We start from the raw sequence: 23,623 nt of genomic DNA, 5'->3' as shown, positions 1-23,623 counted from the left end.
CGTTCGGTTCGTCCGTCGAGCCCTTGGCGTCTGGCGAGCGTCTGTTCAGTCGGGTGCCACCGGAGCGGCGAATCCGACCTTGTCATACACCTTCTGCACGGTGCGGGAAGCGACGTCACGGGCACGATCGGCCCCGGCGGCCAGCACCCGGTCGATCTCGGCGCGGTCGGCCATCAGTTCGTCGAATCGCTCGCGCAGCGGAATCACGAACTCGCTCAACGCCTCTGCCGTGTCCACCTTGAGCTGGCCGTAACCCTGGCCGGCGTACCCGGCGACGAGATCGTCGACGGATTTACCGGTCAGTGCCGACTGGATGGTCAGCAGGTTGCTCACCCCTGGTTTGTTCTCCCGGTCGAAGACGATGTCGCGACCGTTGTCCGTCACCGCAGAGCGCAGTTTCTTGGCCGAGCGTTTGGGATCGTCGAGGAGGTTGATCAGGCCCGAATCGGATTCGGCGGATTTGCTCATCTTGGCCGTCGGATTCTGCAGGTCGTAGATCTTGGCCGTGTCGGCCACGATGTAGGCCTCCGGCACCACAAACGTCTTGCCGAAGCGAGAGTTGAACCGTTGCGCCAGGTTTCGCGTCAATTCGAGGTGCTGGCGCTGATCCTCGCCGACGGGGACCTGATCCACCCCGAACGTGAGGATGTCGGCGGCCATCAAGATCGGGTAGGTGAACAGACCCACGCTCGCGTGGTCCACACCCTGCTTCGCCGACTTGTCCTTGAACTGAGTCATTCGGCTGGCTTCGCCGAAGCCGGTGATGCAGGACAGCACCCAGGTCACCTGCGCGATCTGCGGCACGTGGGACTGCAGATAAATGGTCGCGCGATCCGGATCGACGCCCAGGGCGAGCAGTTGGGCAACACTGCGGCGCGACCGGTCGCGGAGCGCCTTGGGGTCGTGCGCTGCAGTGATTGCGTGCATGTCCGGGATGAAGTAGAAGGCGTCCTCGAACTCGTCCTGGAGGGCGACCCACTGCTGGACAGCACCCAGGTAGTTGCCCAGATGGAACGAATCGCTGGTCGGCTGGATACCCGACAGCACGCGTCTGCGCCGCTCTGTTGTCCCGGTCTCGGTAGTCGCTTCAGTCACCTGCGTGATTCTTCCATTCTGCGGCGGTTGGATTCACGAGTACTCCACCGTGACGGGGGCGTGGTCGGACCAGCGGAGGTCATAGGCGTCGGCCCGATGGACGTACGACTTGGTGGCCCGCTGCCCCAGTCGCTTGTTCGCGAGCTGGTAGTCGATCCGCCAGCCGGCGTCGTTGTCGAAGGCCTTGCCGCGCCAACTCCACCACGAGTACGGGCCAGGCACCTCACCCGCCAGTTCGCGGGCGACGTCGACCCAGCCGGCCTCGAGCAGTCCGGCGACCCACTGCCGCTCCTCGGGCAGGAAGCCAGGGTTCTTGACGTTTCCCTTCGCGTTCTTCAGGTCGAGCTCGGTGGGTGCGATGTTCCAGTCACCACCGATGACCACGTCGCGGCGTTTGCGCGACAATGCCGCGAGATGGGCAGCGAACTCATCGAGGAACCGGAACTTCTCCTCGCGCTTCGGGCCGTCCGAAGCACCCTTGGGCAGGTACAGACTGGCCACGGTCAGATCACCGAAGTCGGCCTCGACGTACCGGCCGGTGCCGTCGAACTCGTTGCTGCCGAACCCCTTACGAACACGGTCCGGAGCCGAGCGCGACAGGATCGCCACACCTGAGTGACCTTTGACCGTCGACTCGTTCAGCGTGAGATGCCACCCGTCGGCGAGGGCAGGGGCGAGTGCTTCGACCACCTGCTCTTCGGTGGCCCGGGTTTCCTGCAGCAGCACGTGGTGGGTGTCGGTGTCGCGCAGCCACGGCAGGAGCCCCAGGTTGCGCTCAGAGCGATGTTTCACCGCTGCCCGGATGCCATTTGCGTTGATCGTGGTCACGATTGTCGTCACGTCCGACGACCCTACGTGCGGGTCACGACATCACCGGCAGGGGTCCGTGAACTCGGTGCGGGTCAACGTGCGTCGACCGCGACCAGCTCGTCCGACTGCGGAAGAACCGGAGCCTTGGTCCCGGCCCGCCGGGCATACGCGAGGGCCAACGCCAGGACCAGCAGACCTGCCACTGCCAACCCGGCGCCGAGCAGAGACGGCGCGCGGTACCCGTACCCGGCCGCGATCACCAGACCGCCGAGCCATGCCCCTCCGGCGTTGGCGATGTTGAGTGCCGAGTGGTTCAGCGCAGCGGCGAGCGTTTGCGCGTCCTCGGCGACATCCATCAGACGGATCTGCAACGCCGGTGTCAGCGCGGTCCCGCTGACACCGATCAGGAACGTGAGCACCAGGGCGGCCCACGGGTTGTCGGCGAGCAACGCGAACAGGATGAGTACCACCGTGATCGCCACCAGCCCGATGAAGATGGCCCGGACCACACCGCGATCGGCAAGTGCACCGCCGGCGATGTTGCCGGTGACCATGCCCAGGCCGAACAGCATCAGTGCGATGGGGATGAACGACTCGGACACTCCGGAAACGCTGGTCAGCGTGGTGCTGATGTAGGTGTAGAACGCGAACATCCCGCCGAATCCGACGACGCCGATGAACAGCGTGAACCACACCTGAGGCCGGGTGAGGGCGCCCAGTTCGGTGATGGGGTTGGTGATCTTCATGCCGGACAACGTGGGCAGGAACACCGACAGGGCACCGATGGTCAGCAGCCCGATCACCACCACCACGACAAATGCGGCGCGCCATCCCAGAGTGCTGCCGAGCCAGGTGGCGGCAGGGACGCCGATCACGTTGGCGACGCTGAGGCCCAGCATCACCTGCCCCACCGCCTTGGCACGTGCGTCCGGGCCGGCGAGGTGTGCGGCGACCAGAGCCGCGACCCCGAAGTAGGCGCCGTGGGGAAGGCCTGCGACAAAGCGGGCCACCATGAGCATGCCGTAACTCTGGGCGAGCACTGTGGCGGCGTTGCCGATGGTGAAGGCCACCATCAAGGCGATCAGGAGTGTGCGCCGGGACATCCGGGCGGTCAGCGCAGCGATCAGCGGTGCACCCACCACGACACCGAGAGCGTAGGCGGAGATGACGTGCCCGGCGGTGGGTTCGGTGGTCCCGAGGGAATCCGCGATCGATGGGAGCAGTCCCATCGCCACGAACTCGGTGGTGCCGATCCCGAAGGCACCGAGGGCAAGCGCCAGGACTGCGTTGCGACGACTTCCCCGCCGGCCCCGCCATCCTGCGGGTTCGCGGTGGAAACCGAGGTACTGACGGCAGACATGGTTCATCCTCCCGAGGGTGCTTGGGGTGAGGCGGCGACGCTGCCGGGCAACCAAATTTTCAACTGCGTGGCCACCGCGATGATTCCCTGAGGTGAGGTGAACTCGCCCACAGCCGGGCAGGAGGTCAGTCCGTGCCGAGCGCGGCCTTGACGCCCCTTCAAGAAGTTGTCGACTTCCGCCGAATCACCGCGGGCACGCAGGCAAAAAAGTGCTGTTACGCAAGGTCAGAATCAGTCTGCGCAGGATGCTTTTTTGGCCGGGTGACGCGTGTTATATCCTTATCGCCAGGTCATGAGTATCAGCGACAAGCCCCGGCTCGCTGATCGGCAACCCTCCAACCGCGGTGGGGTGCTCCGGGTGATGACCAGGCCAGCGGTTTTTCGCCGCGGCAAGCGCGGGTCCGAAGGTCGGACCCAACAGTTGGATGCACCACCGACCATGAAGGAAGAAGTTCGCCATGTCTGACACTGACGTCAATCCCGCCGACAACTGGAGCTTCGAGACCAAGCAGGTCCATGTTGGTCAGAGCCCCGATTCGCAGACCTCGGCCCGGGCGTTGCCGATCTACCAAACCACCTCGTACACATTCCGTGACACCGAGCACGCAGCGAACCTCTTCGGACTCGTCGAACCCGGCAACATCTACACCCGCATCATGAACCCGACGCAGGATGCCGTCGAGCAGCGCATCGCGGCACTCGAGGGTGGCGTCGCCGCTCTCCTGGTCGCGTCCGGTCAGGCCGCCGAGACCTACGCCATCCTCAACATCGTCGAAAACGGCGGGCACGTCGTCTCGAGCCCGCGGCTCTACGGCGGTACCTACAATCTCTTCCACTACACACTGCCCAAGCTGGGCATCGAGGTGGGCTTCGTCGAGGATCCCGAGGATCTCGACAGCTGGCGTGCGGCGATCAAGCCGAACACCCGCGCATTCTTCGGTGAGACCATCTCCAACCCCAACAACGAGATCCTTGATCTACCGGGAATCAGCTCGGTCGCGCACGAGGCGGGCCTGCCCCTCATCGTCGACAACACCGTCGCGACCCCGTACCTGATCAATCCCCTCGCCCACGGTGCCGACATCGTCGTCCACTCGGCGACCAAGTACCTCGGCGGCCACGGCACAGCGATCGGCGGAGTGATCGTCGACGGCGGTACCTTCGACTGGCGTGGACAACGAGACGGCAAAGACCTGTTCCCGGGCTTCACCACCCCGGACCCCAGCTACCACGGCGCCGTGTTCGCAGACCTCGGCGCACCGGCCTACGCGCTCAAGGCCCGGGTCCAGTGGCTGCGCGACACCGGCGCAGCGATCTCGCCGTTCAACGCCTTCCTCATCGCTCAGGGTCTGGAGACCTTGAGCCTGCGGATCGAGCGGCACGTGTCCAACGCTCAGGCCGTCGCCAAGTATCTCTCCGGGCACGCTCAGGTCGAGTCGGTCGCGTACGCCGGCCTCGAATCGTCGCGCTGGTACAAGCGGGGTCAGGAACTCGCCCCGCGCGGCCAGGGCGCCATCATCGGCTTCGAGATCGCCGGTGGCGTCGATGCCGGTAAGCGGTTCGTCGAGGGACTCACCCTGCACAGCCATGTCGCCAACATCGGCGACGTGCGCTCGCTGGTGATCCACCCGGCCTCCACCACCCACTCGCAGCTACTGCCGGAAGAGCAGCTCGCCGCGGGTGTCGCCCCAGGGCTGGTCCGGTTGGCAGTCGGCATCGAGAACATCGCCGACATCATTGCCGACCTCGACGCAGGCTTCGCCGCAGCCAAGTGACGACGAGCCCCAAGCCGACATTGAGCACCGACCCGCACACGCCCCCGCGAATCCACCCGGATTGGGAGTCGCTGCCTGACGGGAAGCTGACCAGTGTGTCGGTGGGGCCCATCGAGCTCGACAACGGCGAGCGCATCGAGAACGTCACCCTCGCGTTCCAGCGGTGGGGCACACTCTCGAAAGCGCGCGACAACGTGGTGCTGGCGCTACACGCGCTCACCGGTGACTCCCATGTCACCGGCCCGGCCGGACCCGGTCAGCCCTCCCCTGGTTGGTGGGATGGGCTGATCGTCCGGGCGCCGCCGTCGACACGAACGAATGGTGCGTGGTCTCGGCCAACGTCCTCGGCGGTTGTCGGGGGTCCACCGGCCCGGCATCACTCGATTCCGAAGGGCGCGTGTGGGGTTCACGCTTCCCGCAGATCACCGTGCTCGACCAGGTTCGGGCCGAGGTCGCACTGATGGACGCCCTCGAGATCGACACCGTCGCAGCGGTCCTCGGCGGATCCATGGGCGGCGCGCGGTCGCTCGAGTGGGTGATCGGCTACCCCGAACGAGTGCGCAGTGCACTCATCTTGGCTGTGGGCGCCCGGGCCTCCGCGGACCAGATCGGCACCCAGACCACCCAGATCGCCGCCATCCAAGCCGATCCCGATTGGCAGGGCGGCGACTATCACGGCACGGGCCGCAGGCCGACCGCGGGATTGGGAGTTGCGCGGCGCATTGCGCACATGTACTACCGCCACGAACTCGAGCTGGACGAGCGCTTCGCGAATTCGCCCCAGGGACAAGAGAATCCACTCGAAGGTGGCCGTTACGCCGTCCAGAGCTACCTCGAACACCAGGCCGACAAGTTAGTCCAGCGGTTCGATCCCGGCAGCTACGTGGTGCTCTCGCAGGTGCTCAACCACCACGACGTCGGACGCGGTCGGGGTGGAGTCGAGGCAGCGCTGCGCAGCTGCGAGGTGCCGGTGATCATCGGCGGTATCGACTCCGACCGTCTGTACCCGATCCGTCAGCAGGTCGAGTTGGCCGAGCTGATGCCGGGATGCGTCGACGGCTTGCACGTTGTGCACTCGGCCAACGGCCACGACGGATTCCTGACCGAATTCGATTCGGTCTCAGAGCTTCTGAAGAAAACCGTCGATCTGGCGCGGCGCTGACTCAGCGCCAGACCCTCCTGCCGGACTCCTGTCAGGCAATCAGCGCGCTTGCGGCGTTGGCGCGATGGCGTCTGGGATCGTCGTCGGGGCGATCGGCGTCATCGCGGGCGGCGTCACGGCGGGCGGTGTCATGGCGGGCGGGGGCTCGATGGCCGTGCTGCCCGGAGGCGGCGTACTCGGATTGCTTGTCGGCGGAACCAGTGTCGGGGTCCACGGGAGCGACGGCAACGGGAACGGCCACAGCGACGGGCTCAACGTGGACGTCGACGGCCGGGACGGTCCGGTACCCGCCGGCAATTCCGTTGTAACCCAACCCGGGTCCGAATTCCCGCCACCGCCACCGCCGCCACCTCCACCGGCGGCCGGTGGTGCCGGATCGACAGTTGTGGTGATCGTCACCGGTTGAGGTTGCACGAGTGGACGGTCCGGTGTACTCACGCGCGGACTGGAGATCTCGATGGTGGTCGTGGGCGCCACCGTGGTGGTCGTGGTGGACGACGTGGGTGGCTGCGACTCCGGAGTACTCGGGTTGCCGGCCAACGACGAACCCACTGCGTACACGGTCATCAGTGCGCCGGCGAGCAAGGCCCCGAACACGGCAAGCGGCGCGGCAGAGAGCCAATCGCGACTGCGCCTGCCACCGATGAACGCCAGATCGGCACCGCCACGTCCCCGCGCCGCGATCTTCGCGGCGCCGGTGGCCGCCACCGACTCCGGCGCCTTGGGCAGAACTGCCTCGAGACCGGCGGCGTCGACGATCAGGTCACGGAAGATCGGGATGTTCGCGATGCCGCCGACGAGCACTACTGCTTCTGCCCCCGAGGCATGCGGCCCGTTCACGTAATCGCCGACCACGCGCGCAGCGTGCTCGGCCATCGGAGCGGTCAGCCGTTCGAGCGAGGTGCGGGTGACGGTCACCGGGTCGGTGCGGTTACCGACCATCAACGCGGTCGAATCCTTGATGGACAGTTCCTCTTTGGCGGTACGGCAGGCGCTCAGCACCGTGGACTTGCGGCGTCCGCGTAGGCGGCCAGAACCCACGACGTCATCGGCGATCAGCGAATCCAGTGCGATACCGGCAACCGATTCGCTGCGTTGGTAATCGGTGATGCGACGACTCGACGGGTCGAGGCAGTACATGCCCATCCCGGTGTCGCCGAGGTCGACGACGACCACCTGTGCGAAGCGACTGATCTCGCCCGTACTGATCAGCTGGTGCGCCACGGCCTCGGTCTCCGCGACCAACTGGATCTGACGTTTGGCGCCGGTCCCCTTGGACGCGATTTCCCGGGCGTGCTCATCGGTTCGGTAGGCAACGCCGATGGAGCCGACGCGGTCGCCGCGCTCTCGCGCCTGGGTGAGCATCAGATCGATGCCGGAATTGATCCTTCCGGCCCGGGTCAGTCCATCGGTGGGGTCGACGTCGATCACCCGGCCCAGAGCATCGACACGACCACTCTCGTCGGTCGTCAGCAGAACGCAGTGGACCATTCCACTGCCTGCGGACAGGCCCAGCGAGGTGTTCATTGCTCTCTTCCGAACTGTTGATGTGTCGCCTGCCTGCGCGGATGCGGTTCTTCCACATCGTGCGACAAGCTCTCCTGGCGTGCCCCCCAGCACTTTCGTTGCCGGCTCCCGGCCAACGATCGACAACGACCGTCGCGGCTCAGGTCAACCGACTGGTGCAGTAACAGCCACAATTGTAATCAATCTGTGCCCAAAGGGTCGATCGAGGTAGCCAACCACAGTATTGCGACGCCGGCCAAGGACATGGCCACGACGTCGGCGAATCGTCCACGTACCTCGAGGAGACCGACCCTCGAACTGGGCAGAATCGCACGTAAGAGCGCTGCGAGGAGGGCAGCCGACCCGAAGACAAAGGCTCCACGACGCCAGCGGTCGAACACCAGGAACACCGCTGCGATCACGACCAGGGCGACGACGGCCATGAATGGGATCTGCACGAGAACCCACCGCAGCCTGCGCACCTGGTGCAGCCGCCGGGCACGGTTCCGTGCGGCACGATCGGCCCCACCTCGGATGTCGGACGATCTGGGCGTCATCTGCTGTCGGCGATCAACGCTGTGCAAGCGCGGACTCTGCGCGTTCCACGACGTTGGCCATCAGGAACGCCCTCGTGAGTGGACCGACACCGCCCGGATTGGGAGATACGTGCCCTGCCACGTCCCAGACATCGGCCGCGACATCTCCCACCAGACCGGCATCGGTGCGGCTCACGCCCACGTCGATCACGGCAGCGCCCGGCTTCACCATGTCGGCGGTGATCAGCCCGGCCACACCTGCGGCAGCTATCACGATGTCACCGCGCCTGACCTCGGCGGCCAGATCCCGGGTACCGGTGTGACAGAGGGTCACCGTGGCGTTGTCGGTGCGCCGTGTCAGCAACAGACCGATGGGGCGGCCGACGGTGACTCCGCGGCCGACCACCACCACGTGGGCACCGGCGATCTGGATGTCGTAGCGCCGCAACAGATGCAGGATGCCCCGCGGGGTACACGGCAGAGGCGCGTCGGACGAGGTTCCTGAACCGTCGAGGACCAGCCGGCCGAGGTTGATCGGGTGCAGACCGTCCGCGTCCTTGTCCGGGTCGATCCGCTCGAGAGCGGCGTTCTCGTCGAGGTGCTTCGGCAGCGGCAACTGCACGATGTACCCGGTGCATGCCGGGTCCGCATTCAGGTCGTCGATGGCCTCGTTGAGCTGTTCGGTGGTGATGTCGGCCGGCAGGTCCTTGCGGATGGAGGCGATCCCGAGTTTGGCGCAGTCGTTGTGTTTGCCGCGGACGTAGGCCTGCGAGCCCGGGTCGTCGCCGACGAGGACCGTGCCGAGTCCGGGGGTGACCCCCGCGGCCCGAAGTTTGTCCACGCGGGCCTTGAGGTCGGTGAAGACCTCGTCGCGGGTGGCTTTTCCATCCAGTACGGCTGCGTTCACGCTGCCATTGTTCCAGGCGTCGGTGATACCTGGTGCCAGGGGCACGAGCGGGGTCGATGGGCGGTCATTCGAGATCGAACCACGCCACCGCGGGCGCCTCGATCCCGCCCACCCAGACGCGTCCGTTGTGTTCGACCACACCCGTGCTCTGACCGAAACCGGGGACGGGGACCCGGTACTCCGCGACGACCCGGACGGTGGCCAGATGGATCTTGAGCAGACGCATCGGTGCCACCGGCTTCGGCAAGAGACGATCCGGCAGCCGCCAGAGCAATTTGCGCAGACCGGGTCTGCCGGCCAGGGCGTCGAGTGTGCCGTTGCGATTGGCCACGAGGGCGAGCCACATGTGCTCACCATCCGGTGCCGACGAACTGTTGTCGGGAAAGGCGGGCAGACCGTCGAGAACCACCGAATCGGTTCCCGTCGCCAGATCGAAGGACCGTAATCGGTAGGCGCCGGTCTCGGCGATCAGCAGCCGACCCTGGTGGACGACCAGCCCGTTGGCGAACTGCAGACCGGTCAGCACCACCTCAGCAGTACCCGACCAGGGTGAGGTCGATGACTCGTGAGAGCCCGGATCCCCGGGATCGGTCAGCACCACGTGCAGCAGTCTGCCCGCGCCCGAGTGCTCGAAGATGTCGGCCATGTACATCTCATACGGATGGCGGGTGGTCGACTGGGTCACGTAGAGCTCGAGCGGCCGTGGATCGGGGCCGTCGGTGGCGGCGGTGACCACCACGTTGGAACAGAAGGTCAGCCGTTCGCCATCCACCTGGTCGACGACGGTGTCGATGCGTCCGGACCGGACGTCCATGTGCAACAGGCCGCGCTCGCTGTCGCAGATGAACAGGTGGTCGCCGAGCAGCTCCATACCCAGGGGGCGCCCACCGGTGTTCGCCACCACCTGCCGCGAGTGGTCAACCGGGTCGATGCGGATGATGTTGCCGCCGATGGCACCGGTGTAGATCCGTCCGTCGCGGTCCACGACGACGTCCTCGGGTGAATCGTCGTCCAGGGTGATCACCGTGACTTCAGGGGTGAGCGGAGCCGGCCAGCCCGCGGTGTTCGCCGGAGGCGGCGTCCAGGCCACCGGGTGAATGATCGGCTTCTTCGGCGCATTGTTGTGCTCGTTGCATGGCCTCGGGGCCTCACCGGGTGTGTGGGTCACGACTCTCCTCCCCCGATCCGCAGACCGTGTGCCACCGCGAACTCCATGGCCTGGTCGGGATCGACCGAGGCGTCGGTCACCGACGCCTGCAGCCAGAGCAGCGGATCGCACCGCGCACCGCGCAGGTTCGCTTGTCCGAGTTTGACACCCACAGCCCGGATCCCGGTGAGATCTGAGCCGGAGAGATCCGCGCCGATCAAGATGGACTCGGTCAGATTCGCCTCCCGGAGGCGGCATCCCCGGAGCACCACGCCCGACATGTCCAGACCGCCGATCGACATCAGCGACATGTCGCAGTCGATCATCGTGAGGGGCCGCACCCGCGAGTGGGTGATGACCGAGCCGACCAGACTGCAGTCGGCCATCTCGACCTTGTTGAGATGGGTGCGCTCGAAGTGACAATTCCTGAAGGCACTCGACCGATGCCGGGAGCGGGCGAGACTCGCGCCGGTGAAGTCGCAATCGGTGAATGTTGTGCCCTCCGTGGACAGCTCGCTGAGGTCACATTCGACAAAACTGCATCCGACGAACTGCCTGCCCACCCATTCCTTGCCGGAATGGTCGGCAAAATCGAACCGTTCGTCCACGGTGGCCTCATCGCTCATGAGTGCATGTCTACACCGCCACGGCGACACCGCCGAAGAGTCCTCCATGGCGGTGAGTCAAGCTTGACGAGTGTTCCGACTGCTGTTCCACGAGCCCTGCATACCCCCCAACACCGGTAACGCGATCCGGTTGGCGGCCAACACCGGGTGTCAGCTACACCTGGTGGAACCGCTGGGATTCGACCTGTCCGAACCCAAGGTGAAGCGTGCCGGGCTCGACTACCACGACATGGCGTCGGTGACCGTGCACGAGGATCTGTTCGCTGCCTGGGGTGCGCTTGCCCCACAACGGGTTTTTGCCTTCACCGCCCATGCCGACACGTTTTACACCGACATCCACTATCAACCCGGCGACGTTCTGCTGTTCGGTCCAGAGCCCACCGGGCTGTCGGAAGAGGTGATGTCCGACCCGCACGTGACCGAACGTGTCCGCATCCCCATGCTGGCCGGCCGACGTTCCCTCAACCTCGCGAACGCGGCGAGCATCGTTGTGTACGAGGCATGGCGACAGCACGGTTTCGCCGGGGCGGTCTAGCGATCCGGGTGGTCCGGCGATCGGGGCGGTCTGGCGATCGGGCTGGTCTGACGTCAGTCGATGGGCAGGCCACGCATCACGAAACGGCGGAGCATTCCTGCTGTCGGTTGATCCAGACGGAGTTCGGCGTTGTCCGACTCATGAGGTGCGGTCACCCGTAAGACCAGTTCGCCGCCGGGCAGGATGTCGGCGGAATAGATGTGGTCGCTGCGTTCCCATCCGAGGTGCAAACCACCGTCGACGGTTGCGCTCGGCGCCGACTCGTTCCAGTAAGAACTGGGCAGTCCATCGCGGTAGATCTCGTAGAACTCTTTGGCTTGAGGCTCGGGGCCAGCGAGTCAGCACCCTGCCACCCGTCTTCGAGCGCCCAGACAATCGCGATCTGAGTGTCCAGCGAGTTCTCGCTGTCGGTGGTCTCGACAGCGCCCGGTGTCTGGCGGTTGAGATTGTTCGAATAGTTGCTGCGCGTCATCTACCGAGGCTAGTCGCTGTGGGCCGGTAAATACAGGCCGCCGAACGTGCCCATCCTTGCCGGCACTGGGCTAACGATCCCAGTCAACCCGTTCGGCCATGGCCAGCAACGTGTTTCGCCGGGCTGGGCTGGTGGCGGCGATCCAGGCGATCTTGCCGTACACGTGCTCGCGGAAACGCGGATGGTCGTCGCGGTTCTGGGCGTGGGCGCCCGTGCGAATGGCGTTGTGCAGCAACGCCCTGAGGTTGTCGTAGTCGGCCCGGCCGACCCTGGGCCGGTCGTTGACCACCAGCCCCGCGAGTTGCTGGCGCTGGTGTGAGTACATGATCTTCGTCTTGTCGGGGTGAACGGTGAAGCCTTCGTCGGCGATGATGCGCAGCACTGTCCAGAGCACCTGCCCTGCGTCCATGACGTCGCCCGAGATGGCCAGATCGTCGCCGTAACGGCTGTAGTGGAGGTTGTTGTGCCGGGCATAACCCCAGATCCGGCGGTCCATGGTGCGCATGACCAGGTTGGCCAGTGCCGGCGAGGTCGGGGCACCCTGCGGTAGATGCCGCGCCCGCAGCAGGGACGCGTGGGCGAAGTCGAGTTCCCGAAGGGCATCGGGAGGTGTTGCGGTGGTGCATATCTCGGACAAGAGCCGGGATGTCCGCCGATATCCGACAGCTGCGAAAACCGCGCGCAACGTCATCTCGGGCGTCTGCAGTTCACCGAAGACGTGGCTGCGGTTTTCGATGACCATCGACCCGAGCGCCCTGCGAACGGCCTCCGGCTCAGGCCTCTCGGGGAACTTCTCGAGCAGCAGGCCGAGCAGGGCCGTGGCCGTGGCGGGCGCCGTCGTGGCTGGCAGCATGTCGCCCAGCGCATGGACCGACCACCGCGGGTCCACCTCGAGCCGGTTGACGAGCAGGTCGAGCGACCGTGCCGGGATTCGGATCCCAGGGCCGAGGCCACCCAGATCGTCAGGATGCGCGGAGTCGGTGGTCATGAGACAGATGCGCGGCGGCGGGGCGACCAGAACTCTCGTCTGCGGCGCCGGGTAGCACGCGGAGCGTGCCTGCCGGCGTCGGACGCTGATACCAACTGTGAGGTGTACCTAGGGGTTGCCCCTGAGACGGGTTCGGAGAACCCACTCTCGCCCCGCCCACCGCGCATCCCGTCATGCTAGTGCCGGCCGGTACTCGCAGCGATCCATCAAACGGCCCACCAGCCCGCTGACCGTGCCGAAACTCGCGTCGGGTGGGCCGATACGCTCCGCGTCGGCACGGTCAATCCTTGTTTCGGCACGGTCGACGGGTGTTTCGGCACGGTCGACGGATCAGGCCCAGTCACGAGATCGGGATCCGACACGGAGGTCCATGCGCTGCAGGCGGTCGGCCACCACCGTCACCGCCCCCTCGGCATTTTGCACCCGCCCCCGGATCAGCAGGCTGGCGCCGTCTGAGCCAGTTTGCGGTATTTCGCCCAAAGACCCACCGAGCACACCACATTGACCATCCCGGTCTCGTCTTCCAGGTTCACGAACGTCACCCCCGCCGCCGTGGCGGGTCGTTGCCTGTGGGTCACCGCACCGCCGACCAACACACGGGAACCGTCGGGCACCGACAACAGGTCCGCCGCCGCGACCACTCCCAGCGCGTCGAGCTGGGGGCGGATGAACTCGGTGGGATAGCTGCCCGGGCTGACCCCCGTGGCCCATACGTCCGACGCCGCCATTTCCACCTCACTCATCCCCGGAAGTGCCGGCGCAGCACTGTTCTCATGCAGCGGCAGCCGGTCGGACTTCTCCTGAGCTGCCGAACCGGCATCCCACAACGCCTGCCGTCGACTGATGCCGAAACAGTCGAATGCCCCGGCCGTGGCCAAGGCCTCGAGCTGGTTGGTGCTCACATCCGTGCGCCGGGACAGGTCCGCTGCGCCCGTGAACGGGCCACCGGTCAAGCGCTGCTCGACGATCTGCTCGGCCAACTCCGTACCGATCGACCGTACCGACGCCAGCCCGAGGCGCACGTCGAGTCCGTCGTTCTCCAGATCGGCGTCCACCTGCGACAGGTTGATGTCAGGACCATGTACGGCGACGCCGTGGCGCCGGGCGTCGGCAACCAGCGTCTGTGGTGAATAGAAGCCCATGGGCTGCGCTTTGATCAACGCCGCGCAGAAGGCCGCCGGGTGGTGCAGCTTGAGCCAGGACGAGTAGAACACCAGGGACGCAAAACTTTGCGAATGACTCTCCGGGAAACCAAAATTGGCGAACGCTGCCATCTTCTCGAAGATGCGGTCGGCCATCTCCCCGGTGATGCCGTGCAGATCCTCCATCCCCTGGTAGAACCGGCCGCGTAGCCGGTTCATCTTCTCCGGCGATCGCTTGGACCCCATCGCGCGGCGCAACTGGTCGGCCTCCGCGGCACTGAACCCGGCCACATCAACCGCAACCTGCATCAACTGTTCCTGGAACAGCGGCACCCCCAGCGTTCGCGCGAGTGCCGCCTCCATCGAAGGGTGTTCACAGGTCGGCTCTTCCAATCCGTTGCGACGCCGGATATACGGGTGCACCGACCCACCTTGAATGGGCCCGGGGCGGATGAGCGCCACCTCCACCACCAGGTCATAGAACTTGCGCGGCTTGAGCCGTGGCAGCGTTGCCATCTGTGCCCGCGATTCCACTTGGAACACCCCGACGGTGTCTGCTTTGCACAACATGTCGTACACGGCTTTTTCGGTCAGATCGATCTTCGCCAGGTCCACATGGATGCCGCGGTGCTGCTCGAGGAAGTCGATGGCGTAGTGGATGGCTGAGAGCATTCCCAGACCCAGCATGTCGAACTTCACCAGACCGATGGCAGCGCAGTCGTCTTTGTCCCATTGCAGCACACTGCGATTGGGCATCCTGGCCCATTCGGTGGGACAGACATCGGCGATCGGCCGGTCGCAGATCACCATGCCGCCGGAATGGATACCCAGATGCCTCGGCATGCCGTTGATCTGATTGGCGAGGTCGACCACATCGTCGGGGATGTCGTGTTCGTTGGCCTTCGCCGCATCGTATCGATGCACCTGTTTGCTCCAGGCATCCTGCTGCCCCACCGAATACCCCAGTGCGCGAGCCATATCCCGCACCGACGACTTGCCCCGATAGGTGATCACATTGGCGACCTGAGCGGCGTTCTGCCTCCCGTACCGCCGGTACACGTATTGGATGGCCTCTTCTCGCAGATCCGACTCGATGTCGATGTCGATGTCGGGTGGGCCATCGCGGGCGGGTGACAGGAATCGTTCGAACAGCAGATCGTTGCCGACCGGGTCGATCGCGGTGATCCCCAGTGCGTAACACACCGCCGAGTTGGCTGCACTGCCGCGGCCCTGGCAGAGGATGTTGTTGTCGCGGCAATACCTGACGATGTCCTCGACCACCAGGAAGTAGCCCGGGAACCCGAGGGTGTCGATCACATCGAGTTCGTGCTCGATCTGCTCATACGCCTTGGGATGGCTCTGCGGCGTGCCGTACCGCTCGGTGGCCCCGCGTGCGGTCAGTTCTCGCAGCCACGAACTCTCCGTGTGCCCTTCGGGTACGTCGAACGGCGGCAACTGCGGTGCGATCAGGTGCAATCCGAAGGCGAGCTCGCCGGCCAGCATCGCGGCGTTGTCGATGGCATCGGGGTGGGCACTGAGGAGTCGCGCCATCTCGTCTCCGCTGCGCAGGTGGGCGCCCCCGAGTGGCGCGAGCCAGCCATCCATCTCATCCAGGCTGCGGCGAGCACGCACCGCGGCCATCGCCATCGCCAACCGCCTGCGATGTGGCGCCGAGAAGTGGGCGCCCGTGGTCGCCACCGTCATCACCCGATTGCGCCGGGCCAGCCCGGCGAGCACCGCGTTGCGTTCGTCGTCATCGGCCATCCCCTGCGCGGTCAGTTCCACGGCCACGTTGTCGCGGCCGAACAGGTCGATCAACTCACCGAGCGCAGCATCGGCGGCATCCGGCCCCCTCGACGACAACGCCTGGCGCACAGTGCCTTTTCGGCATCCGGTGAGTATCAGCCAGTGCCCGTCCGCGGCCCCTGCCAACGTCTCGACGTCAAAACGCAGCAGGCCCTTCTCGCCTGCTGCCATGTGTCCGGCGGCGATCTGCCGGGACAGCCTGCGGTAGCCCTCCTGGCCCCGGGCCAGGACCAGCAGATGCGAACCGTCCGGATCGGCCACACCGGTGCGAGGGGCATCACGCAGCAGCGAGAGTTCGGAGCCGAAGACGGTGGGCAGCTTCCATTCCAGGGCTGCCTCGGCGAAACGCACCACACCGTAGAACCCGTTGTGGTCGGTGATCGCCAAGGCTTCGAGGCCCAGCCGATGCGCTTCCTCTGCCATCTCCTCGGGACTGCTGGCCCCGTCGAGAAAACTGTAGGAGCTGTGGGCGTGCAGTTCGGCGTACCGGACCTGCGACTTGCCTCGTCGTAGCTCGCCGGCCTCGTAGGGCGTGCGTTTACGCGACCACGCCGGACTGTCGCCACCGTCGCCGGCAAAGGTCTCGCCGGATCGGCCGCCGACATGCGGCCGCCCGGAAAGAACCCGTTCCAGCTCCGACCAGGTCGGAGGGCCGTTGTGCCAACCCACACCTCACCGTATCGAACATGTTTTCGATGAACAAGCCGGGCGATTGCCGGCTCTCAGCGCTCACCACGGACCCGGCCCGGACAGCCGATTATGTCGGCACGGGTCACCCGACTCTGGCATTGTTGACCCACATGATGCACCGCGATGTCGGGGGCCCGAGCGGCCGGAGACAACACCCCTCGCCACACTCGACAGCAGCCGGCCGCACCCTCACACACCTCAACGGCACGGCGCGGTGACCCACACCGACAGTGTCGACTCAGGCCCCGACAACAGGGTGCTCACTGCCACCGCAGCCCTGGACACCCCGTTTCTCGCCGTCGACGAGGCCGTTCTCGACGCCAACCTCGCACGAATGTCCGAGTTCGCCGCCGGATCGGGTCTTGCGCTGCGTCCGCACGCCAAGACCCACAAGAGCACCGAACTCGCCCACCGTCAGATCGCGCATGGAGCGGTCGGGCTGACCGTCGCCACCATCGGCGAAGCCGAGGTGTTCGCGGCGGCGGGCATCACCGACCTGTTCATCGCCTATCCGCTCTGGGTCACCGAGAGCAAGGCGCAACGACTTCGCAGGGTCATGGATCAGGCCGAGGTGCTCCTGACCGTGGATTCGGCGGCAGGCGCCGGTCAGTTGGCACAGCACTTGCCCGGCGCGCGTGTGCTCGTCGAGATCGACAGCGGTCATCACCGGACCGGGGTGCATCCTCAGCGCGCCGGCGATGTCGGGCACCGTGCGGTGGCGGCAGGACTGAAAGTGCTCGGCGCGTTCACCTTTCCCGGGCACAGCTACCAGCCAGGCCGTCCCGCCGGGGTGGCGAGGCAAGAGTCCGGAGCCCTTGCCATGGCAGCCCAGTCGCTGCGCAACGGCGGTATCGATCCGGTCATCCGCAGTGGTGGTTCGACACCCTCGGCGAGCGAGGCGGATCCTTCGGTGCTCACCGAGATCCGGCCGGGCGTGTACGTGTTCGGTGATGCCCAGCAGGTGGAGTTGGGTATCTGCACGTTCGCGCAAGTGGCGCTCACCGCGGTCACCACGGTCGTCCACCGCGAAGCAGGCAAAGTGGTACTCGATTGTGGCAGCAAGGTTCTGGGGGCTGACCAGTCCGCGTGGGCCAGCGGCGGTGGCCGTCTGCCGACCTATCCCGACGCACGTGTCATCGCACTGTCCGAACACCACGCCACCGTCGACTTCGCCAATTCGAAGTCACGGCCGGAGGTGGGAGACCGGGTCCAGGTGGCTCCCAATCACGTCTGTGCCGCAGTCAATCTCGCGAACGAGCTGATGGTGGTCGACCTCGCCGGTGAGGTGACGCCGTGGCGGGTGAGCGCACGAGGAGCCAACTCGTGAGAGCCCTGTGGACGGTGATGCTGATCATCACCCTGACCGTGGCCGGTTGTGCCCGGGAAACGGAGCAGGCGGTGACCGCACAACTGACCAAGGCCTCCGGGGTGCGCTTCGACCAGATCGGTGTCGACGAAGTGCGCGAAACGGCAGAGACCATGGTCGTCGACACCACCGGGTTCGGCGTCGACGTGCTGCGGGGCACCGACCTCTCGGACAATCAGGTGATCTCACCGTGGAGCGCGATGATCGCACTACAGATGCTGCGGGCGGGCGCGGGTGGAACCACCGCTGCCGAACTCGATGCGGTGATCGGTCAGCGGGACGACGATGCCAGTGCGGCGCTGATCGGCCAGCTCGATCGGTTCGACGGTGATCCCGGTGGCGTCGACGAGGACAAACCCCCCACCCCACCGGTGTTCCATCAGGCTGCCGGAGTCTTCATCGACAATTCGGTGGAGGTCAACGCCGAATACCTCGAAGTGCTCGGCAGCCGCTTCGACAGCGGGGTGTATCCGGTGGACTTCACATCGCCTGACACCGAATCCGCCATCGACAAATGGCTGGCGGTGAACACCGGGGGCAAGATCCTCCAGACCCCCACCGAATACAACCCGGACACGGTGATCAGCCTCCTCTCGACCGTCTACCTCGCAGCCGCGTGGCAACAGCCGTTCTCACCGGATTCCACTGCGCCAACCGATTTCACCTCCGCAGACGGATCGGTCGACGAGGTCAACATGATGCGCAAGACTGTCTCGGCCGGCTGGGTCTCCGGCGCGGGGTGGACCGGTGTGCAACTGCCCTATTCCGACGGACTGGCCATGCAGGTGTTTCTGCCCGCGGGCCGCGACGTGAGGACGATACTCGACCAGGAGGTGCTGTCCGGGGCGAGCACACAGCTGCGTTTGGCGCCCACCACCTCGGTGTCGGTGAGTCTGCCGCGATGGGAGGTGGAGAGTTCGGTGGATCTCAAGACCGTACTCGAAGCGCTCGGCGTCCGGGAACTGTTCACCGACGCTGCCGATCTGAACGGCATCAGCCCCCAGCTGCTCGTCACGGCCGCCGCCCAGGACAGCACCATCACGGTGGGCGAAAAAGGCACGGTGGCAGCGTCGGCGACCCAGATCGATGCCGGAGTGACCGCGCTGCCCCCTGAGCAGATGGAACTCTTCGTCGCCGACCGACCATTCGTGTACCAGATCATCGACACCTCAACGGGTTTGCCGCTGTTCCTCGGATCGATCAACAAGCCTGGGAGGGTCTGATGGCGCGGACGGCGCACCGATACGCGGCTCTGTTACGCGGTGTCAACGTGGGTGGCATCCGAATCAAGATGGCCGAACTCAAGGCCTGCGTCGAAGCGCTCGGGCACACGAACGTCAAGACCGTGCTCGCCAGCGGCAATGTGCTGTTCGAGTCACCGAGTACCGACGTGGAGGGGCTCACCGCTGCACTCGAGAAGGCTATGTCCGACCGATTCGGCTACGCGGCAAGGGTTCTCGTGGTGCCTGTCGACAGGCTCACTGCGATCATCGACGCCTACCCATTCCCCGAACGAGACGACTGGCACGCATATGTCGTCTTTTACTCCGACCCCGCTCAGGTCGACGTCGTCGCCGCGATCGCGGGCGAACTCGATCCGCAGCAGGAACAGATCGCAGCAGGCGAGTCGGTGCTGTACTGGCAGGTACGAAAAGGCGACACCCTCGACAGCGTGATCGGTAAACGCACCGGATCGAAGAAGAAGTCAAATTCCGGCTGGTTCCTCACCAACCGGAACCTCAACACCTTACGTAAGCTGCAGTGAATTGCCCTGCGCTGCTGGGTGTCAGCCTGCAGCGGGTACCAGCGACCGCTCGCGGATGTCTGCGGGCAGGTCTTCATCCGGATGCCCGAGCCCCAGGTTTTCGCGCAACGTGCTGCCCTGGTACTCCGTGCGGAACAGACCGCGCCGCTGGAGCTCGGGGACCACATAGTCGACGAAGTCGTTGAACGTTCCCGGTGTCTGGGCCGTGGAGACGATGTAGCCATCGGCTTCTCCCCCGGTGAACCCGGCCTCGATCTGATCGGCCACATCGGAAGCGGTACCCACGAATTGCGGCAGCAGCACTCCCTGCGCGTAGAGCTTCCCGATGTCACGGAGCGTCAGGCTGTCCCGTTCACTCAGACGCCTCGCCACATCGAACAGTCCCTGCGTTCCGGAGACGGAGATGTCTTCCAGTGGGGCGTCGAGGTCGTACTGCGAGAAGTCGTGGTCGGTGTGCACCGACAGTGTGATCAGGCCCGAGATCGGATCTGCGAGTTCGTTGTGGAACGCCTGCTTCTCCCGGGCGATCGATTCGGTCTCACCGATGAACGGGATGAACGAGGGCAGGATCTTGACATGGTCGGGATTGCGGCCCACGTCGACCACACGCGACTTGACGTCGTCGTAGTAGGCCCGGCGCCCTTCCGGCGTCGGGTCGATCTCGAAGATGGCTTCGGCCCAGCGGGCCGCAAAATCCCTTCCTGTGGAGGATGATCCGGCCTGGATGAGCACCGGCCGATGCTGGGGTGACCTCGGCTGGTTCAGCGGGCCCCGGGTGCGGTAGTACCGGCCGTCGTGGTCAACCGGACGAACCTTGTCCGCATCGGCCCACACCCCACTCGCCTTGTCCGCGACAACGGCGTCCTCGTCCCACGCCGACCACAACTCCACTGCGGTCTGCACGAACTCCTCGGCTCGCAGATACCGCTCGTCGTGTGCCACGTGCTGGTCGAAACCGAAGTTGAGCGCTTCGGCCTGGGTCAGGGATGTGACGATGTTCCATGCCACCCGGCCGCGGGATATGTGGTCGAGGGAGCCGAATACCCGAGCGAGTTCGTACGGGTGGAAGTAGGTGGTGGACTTGGTGATCGCGATGCCCAGATGGCTGGTGACCGCGGCGATGCTGGCGGCGACAACGGACGGATCAAGTGTCGCGGCGGCCTGGGTGCCACGACGCAGTGGTTCGGACTGATCTGCACCGAAACGCAAGGGGGCGGCCAGCAGATCCGCGAAGAACGCGAAGTCGAACTTGCCGCGCTCGAGAATGCGACCGACACGGTGATAGTGCTCGGGCGAGAAGAATTCCGTCGTGGAGCCCGGGTGCCTCCATGCGGCGTGGGAATGGGTGACGGGCGAGGCGATCAGGAATCCGCCCAGGTGCAGTTGACGACTCATCGGTATCAGGTCCTTCGGGTGTCGAGAGGGCGCCGGAAGGCGCTCGCTGCCATCGAAGTCGGGAACGACGGACTGCCCAAGTGTTCTCGTCACCCTGGGTGAAACAAGGCCGCACATCCGCCGCACGGCGTACCGTGCGTCATTCGTACACACCTTCGACGGTCCACTGCCCATCTTGATAGTGCAGCAATAGTGCTCGTGAATCCTCCAGCAACACTTGCGCTCTGGCGTATGTCCCGACATGCACATCGACAGCACCGCCACCATCACCCGGCCCTGCGGCCCACCACCGTTCGTCGGTGGCCCACGGCCCCGCCCACCAGCTCAACGACCAACTGCGCCGACCCCAGGTCAGACTGGCCGGATCGGCACTAAAACTGCCTCGGGCAGTGACATGCACCGGGGAGTCCTCGGCGTCGAGAAGGGTCACCGGTGCCATCGGCAGCACCGAGGGCGACGGTCCCGGCAATTGCCCCGGCCAGGGGGCATCTGGGTCGGCCTGTGCCACCAATTCGTCCCCGAGGGGTACCAGGGTGATCTGCTGCCCGGGCCCACGGCCACCACTGCGTACCGGAACCTGCACGCGTTCGCCTCCCAGCAACCCCTGCACCCGCACCAGTGCCCGGCGCACCCGCTCGGCCACTTCTCCGTCTCCTCCGGCCAATCCCCCACCCGTGAGCCCGAGTTGCATCGCGCCCGAGCCGATCACCTCCACCGGATCGAGACGCAACATCACCACCGGCCCATCAGGGCGGTCGGCGGCGCTGCGGCCGGAAAGCCACCCCTCCAATTGCCAGCGGATCCGGTCAGCTGTCGCGTCGGGGGTCAGCGGCTGTGCACAGCGCCAGGTGCGGGAGTACTCACGACCGCTCTCGGTGGTGGCCTGCACGGTGAGCCGCGTACAGGCCACCGACGCCGCGGCCAGTACATCGTGCAGCTGGGCGGACAGTCGCCTGCCGATGAAGGCGGCGGCATCGACGCGGTCCACCGGTGGGTCGCAGCGATGTTCGACGACCAGGTCCGGTGGCGGCGCCTGCCCCGACGGCGGGCGTTGCGGCAATGCCCGAGCCGTGCGGTGCGCGAAGATCGCGTCCGCCCCGAAGCGGGTGGCGACATCGGTGGACGACAGTTCGGCAAAGGCGCCGATGGTTCGAAGCCCCATCCGCCACAGCAGATCGACCAGGGCAGATCGATCGTCGGCACACATGCTGGGCTCCACCGCCAATTGCGAGATACGCAGCGGCGCAAGGAACTCCGCACCCTCGCCCGGAGGTACAACCTTGCCGTGCCGAGCAGCGATGATCGCCGTGAAGAGTTCGTCGGCGATACCCACCTGGGATTCGATGCCACAGGCAGACACCACGTCGGTGAGTTTCTCGGCCGCCGCCTCTTCACCACCGAAATAACGCGCAACCCCACGGGCGGGCAGCACCAGAAGTCCCGGCCGCAACACCTCGACCATCGGGATCAGTTCGGCGACGGCGGCGGTCACCGGTTCGAACAACCGGGCATCACGTCCCTCGTCCGCATCTGTCACGGTCAGCTGGGGGCACCGCGCCTGGGCATCGCGTTTGCGCATCTCCCGGCGCACCCCCACCGCACGTGCCGCGGCAGAACAGGCGATCACGCGGCCGGACCGCAGCACCGCAACCGGACGATCCGGCGACAGATCCATCTCTGCCGCCGCGGCGACGGCCGGCCAATCCGGGCACCAGACCCCGAACACCCGATCACTCATCTACAACGCCACCGGCAGCGAAGGAGCATCGTACGAATTGCTCTGGGAGTCGACCACATCGACGAGCTGCACCCGGTCGCCGCAATGCATCACGTCCAGCCGGGTATCGGCTCCGGCGAATCCGCGTCCGTGTGAACGGACCGCGAGTGAGACACCTCCGAGTCGGCCGTAACCACGCCGCACAGCGGAAGGCTGGTGGGCGGTGGGCTGATGCCGGTACGCACAGACCCGCGACTGCAACTTCACATGTGCTCCCGACCACGTGCCGTCGGTGACGACCAGCACCGCGCCCTTGCTACGAGCGCGGGCCATCACCACCCGGCTGCGCGAGGGTGGCACCGAGATACCACCGAGGCCCACCACCACCAGGTCGAGTCCATCGAGCAGCACCGCGGCGATCTCCACCGGATCTGGCCCGGGGTCGGGTATCACTGCGATCCGGGACAGGTCGGCTCCCATCTCGACCGCCGCGAGCAGACACAGCTGCGGCTGCCCGATGACCGCCACATGACCGCCGTCGGCACTGACCTGTGCGATCAGCGACAACAGCAACGACCGTGCTCCCTCCAGGGCCAACACCTGACCACGGATCAGCCCGGCACCGGGGAGCACCCGTTCCAGAGCCGGCGGGACAGCCAGCCTCTCGCGGTCGGTGTACTTCTCCTGCTCATTGACAACCGCCGACATCTGCCTTTGTGGCACAACGGATTCGGGCCTGGATCGAGTGGTGGCAGCAGCGAGGGTCTGCCGCAACATCGCCAGCTTCTGCGCCTTGTCCGGAGCTGTCTCCATGGTCTGCATC

18 protein-coding genes, 2 pseudogenes and 1 riboswitch are annotated in these 23,623 nt (G+C 65.8%); of the genes and pseudogenes, 6 read left to right on the top strand and 14 right to left on the bottom strand.

Going from position 1 to position 23,623, the window contains the following annotated elements:
* Positions 1–45: 45 nt before the first annotated feature.
* From trpS to W823_RS52405, 3 genes are all read right to left on the bottom strand, one after another.
* The gene (gene trpS, locus W823_RS52415; RefSeq protein ID WP_023962086.1) at positions 46–1,095 is read right to left on the bottom strand and encodes a tryptophan--tRNA ligase; all 1,050 of its coding nucleotides are present in this window, start codon (positions 1,093–1,095) and stop codon (positions 46–48) included.
* A gap of 33 nt (positions 1,096–1,128) precedes the next feature.
* Positions 1,129–1,935, bottom strand: a complete 807-nt coding sequence (locus tag W823_RS52410; protein ID WP_023962084.1) for an exodeoxyribonuclease III — start codon at positions 1,933–1,935, stop codon at positions 1,129–1,131.
* Between the two features lie 62 nt (positions 1,936–1,997).
* A complete protein-coding gene (locus tag W823_RS52405) occupies positions 1,998–3,272 on the bottom strand; it encodes an MFS transporter (protein ID WP_023962082.1) in 1,275 nt (424 codons plus the stop codon).
* 281 nt (positions 3,273–3,553) lie between these two features.
* A riboswitch (SAM riboswitch) is annotated at positions 3,554–3,667 on the top strand.
* 56 nt (positions 3,668–3,723) lie between these two features.
* Here W823_RS52405 and W823_RS52400 point away from each other — a divergent pair.
* Together W823_RS52400 and W823_RS52395 are read left to right on the top strand one after the other, a co-directional pair.
* On the top strand, positions 3,724–5,040 hold the full coding sequence (locus tag W823_RS52400; RefSeq protein ID WP_023962080.1) for a bifunctional o-acetylhomoserine/o-acetylserine sulfhydrylase: 1,317 nt from the start codon (positions 3,724–3,726) through the stop codon (positions 5,038–5,040).
* Positions 5,041–5,060: 20 nt separating this feature from the next.
* Positions 5,061–6,202, top strand: a pseudogene (locus W823_RS52395) (homoserine O-acetyltransferase).
* A gap of 39 nt (positions 6,203–6,241) precedes the next feature.
* Here W823_RS52395 and W823_RS52390 read toward each other — a convergent pair.
* From W823_RS52390 to W823_RS52370, 5 genes are all read right to left on the bottom strand, one after another.
* Positions 6,242–7,729: an Hsp70 family protein gene (locus W823_RS52390; protein ID WP_023962078.1), complete on the bottom strand. Its 1,488-nt coding sequence runs from the start codon at positions 7,727–7,729 to the stop codon at positions 6,242–6,244.
* A gap of 179 nt (positions 7,730–7,908) precedes the next feature.
* Positions 7,909–8,265 (bottom strand): DUF3017 domain-containing protein, encoded by a 357-nt coding sequence (locus W823_RS52385; RefSeq protein ID WP_023962076.1) that lies wholly within the window; start codon positions 8,263–8,265, stop codon positions 7,909–7,911.
* A gap of 13 nt (positions 8,266–8,278) precedes the next feature.
* Positions 8,279–9,151, bottom strand: coding sequence for a bifunctional methylenetetrahydrofolate dehydrogenase/methenyltetrahydrofolate cyclohydrolase (locus tag W823_RS52380; RefSeq protein WP_031333309.1), 873 nt, complete (start codon positions 9,149–9,151; stop codon positions 8,279–8,281).
* A 64-nt stretch (positions 9,152–9,215) separates the two neighbouring features.
* Positions 9,216–10,319, bottom strand: coding sequence for an SMP-30/gluconolactonase/LRE family protein (locus W823_RS52375; RefSeq protein WP_023962072.1), 1,104 nt, complete (start codon positions 10,317–10,319; stop codon positions 9,216–9,218).
* Entirely contained in the window at positions 10,316–10,924 is a 609-nt protein-coding gene (locus W823_RS52370) for a pentapeptide repeat-containing protein (RefSeq protein ID WP_051406679.1), read from the bottom strand. The genes W823_RS52375 and W823_RS52370 overlap by 4 nt, the downstream gene beginning before the upstream one ends.
* A gap of 70 nt (positions 10,925–10,994) precedes the next feature.
* On the opposite strand from W823_RS52370, the gene W823_RS52365 reads away from it, so the two are divergent.
* Positions 10,995–11,459: a tRNA (cytidine(34)-2'-O)-methyltransferase gene (locus W823_RS52365; RefSeq protein WP_023962068.1), complete on the top strand. Its 465-nt coding sequence runs from the start codon at positions 10,995–10,997 to the stop codon at positions 11,457–11,459.
* A 53-nt stretch (positions 11,460–11,512) separates the two neighbouring features.
* Here the strand turns inward: W823_RS52365 and W823_RS58270 are convergent, their stop codons facing one another.
* The 3 genes and pseudogenes from W823_RS58270 to W823_RS52360 form a co-directional block, all read right to left on the bottom strand.
* The gene (locus tag W823_RS58270; RefSeq protein WP_023962066.1) at positions 11,513–11,689 is read right to left on the bottom strand and encodes a hypothetical protein; all 177 of its coding nucleotides are present in this window, start codon (positions 11,687–11,689) and stop codon (positions 11,513–11,515) included.
* Positions 11,690–12,001: 312 nt separating this feature from the next.
* Positions 12,002–12,919 (bottom strand): reverse transcriptase family protein, encoded by a 918-nt coding sequence (locus tag W823_RS0130660; RefSeq protein WP_023962064.1) that lies wholly within the window; start codon positions 12,917–12,919, stop codon positions 12,002–12,004.
* A 330-nt stretch (positions 12,920–13,249) separates the two neighbouring features.
* Positions 13,250–16,536, bottom strand: a pseudogene (locus W823_RS52360) (error-prone DNA polymerase).
* 277 nt (positions 16,537–16,813) lie between these two features.
* On the opposite strand from W823_RS52360, the gene W823_RS52350 reads away from it, so the two are divergent.
* Genes W823_RS52350 through W823_RS52340 form a run of 3 tightly spaced genes read left to right on the top strand, consistent with a single transcriptional unit; the run spans position 16,814 to position 19,688 of the window.
* Positions 16,814–17,884, top strand: coding sequence for an alanine racemase (locus tag W823_RS52350; RefSeq protein WP_031333303.1), 1,071 nt, complete (start codon positions 16,814–16,816; stop codon positions 17,882–17,884).
* Positions 17,881–19,146, top strand: a complete 1,266-nt coding sequence (locus tag W823_RS52345; RefSeq protein WP_023962058.1) for a serpin family protein — start codon at positions 17,881–17,883, stop codon at positions 19,144–19,146. The genes W823_RS52350 and W823_RS52345 overlap by 4 nt, the downstream gene beginning before the upstream one ends.
* On the top strand, positions 19,146–19,688 hold the full coding sequence (locus W823_RS52340; protein ID WP_023962056.1) for a DUF1697 domain-containing protein: 543 nt from the start codon (positions 19,146–19,148) through the stop codon (positions 19,686–19,688). Before W823_RS52345 ends, W823_RS52340 begins: the two co-directional genes overlap by 1 nt.
* A gap of 21 nt (positions 19,689–19,709) precedes the next feature.
* Here W823_RS52340 and W823_RS52335 read toward each other — a convergent pair whose 3' ends face one another.
* The 3 genes from W823_RS52335 to W823_RS52325 form a co-directional block, all read right to left on the bottom strand.
* On the bottom strand, positions 19,710–21,083 hold the full coding sequence (locus W823_RS52335; RefSeq protein ID WP_023962054.1) for an LLM class flavin-dependent oxidoreductase: 1,374 nt from the start codon (positions 21,081–21,083) through the stop codon (positions 19,710–19,712).
* Positions 21,084–21,222: 139 nt separating this feature from the next.
* Complete coding sequence (locus W823_RS52330; protein WP_023962052.1) at positions 21,223–22,821, bottom strand: DNA polymerase Y family protein; 1,599 nt, start codon at positions 22,819–22,821, stop codon at positions 21,223–21,225.
* The gene (locus W823_RS52325; RefSeq protein ID WP_369792667.1) at positions 22,822–23,613 is read right to left on the bottom strand and encodes a hypothetical protein; all 792 of its coding nucleotides are present in this window, start codon (positions 23,611–23,613) and stop codon (positions 22,822–22,824) included. It lies immediately after the preceding gene.
* Between the last annotated feature and the right edge of the window lie 10 nt (positions 23,614–23,623).

This window comes from Williamsia sp. D3 (assembly GCF_000506245.1).
Classification (GTDB): Bacteria; Actinomycetota; Actinomycetes; order Mycobacteriales; family Mycobacteriaceae; genus Williamsia; species Williamsia muralis.
The sequence above is the reverse complement of the archived record's forward strand: the minus strand, read 5'-3'. Positions and strand labels throughout refer to the sequence as shown.

Coding starts and splice junctions, on each gene's coding strand:
- W823_RS0130660 (WP_023962064.1), bottom strand. CDS start 12,919: ATGACCACCGACTCCGCGCATCCTGACGATCTGGGTGGCCTCGGCCCT.
- W823_RS52400 (WP_023962080.1), top strand. CDS start 3,724: ATGTCTGACACTGACGTCAATCCCGCCGACAACTGGAGCTTCGAGACC.
- W823_RS52325 (WP_369792667.1), bottom strand. CDS start 23,613: ATGGAGACAGCTCCGGACAAGGCGCAGAAGCTGGCGATGTTGCGGCAG.
- W823_RS52405 (WP_023962082.1), bottom strand. CDS start 3,272: ATGAACCATGTCTGCCGTCAGTACCTCGGTTTCCACCGCGAACCCGCA.
- W823_RS52390 (WP_023962078.1), bottom strand. CDS start 7,729: ATGAACACCTCGCTGGGCCTGTCCGCAGGCAGTGGAATGGTCCACTGC.
- W823_RS52370 (WP_051406679.1), bottom strand. CDS start 10,924: ATGAGCGATGAGGCCACCGTGGACGAACGGTTCGATTTTGCCGACCAT.
- W823_RS52385 (WP_023962076.1), bottom strand. CDS start 8,265: ATGACGCCCAGATCGTCCGACATCCGAGGTGGGGCCGATCGTGCCGCA.
- W823_RS52340 (WP_023962056.1), top strand. CDS start 19,146: ATGGCGCGGACGGCGCACCGATACGCGGCTCTGTTACGCGGTGTCAAC.
- W823_RS52335 (WP_023962054.1), bottom strand. CDS start 21,083: ATGAGTCGTCAACTGCACCTGGGCGGATTCCTGATCGCCTCGCCCGTC.
- W823_RS52330 (WP_023962052.1), bottom strand. CDS start 22,821: ATGAGTGATCGGGTGTTCGGGGTCTGGTGCCCGGATTGGCCGGCCGTC.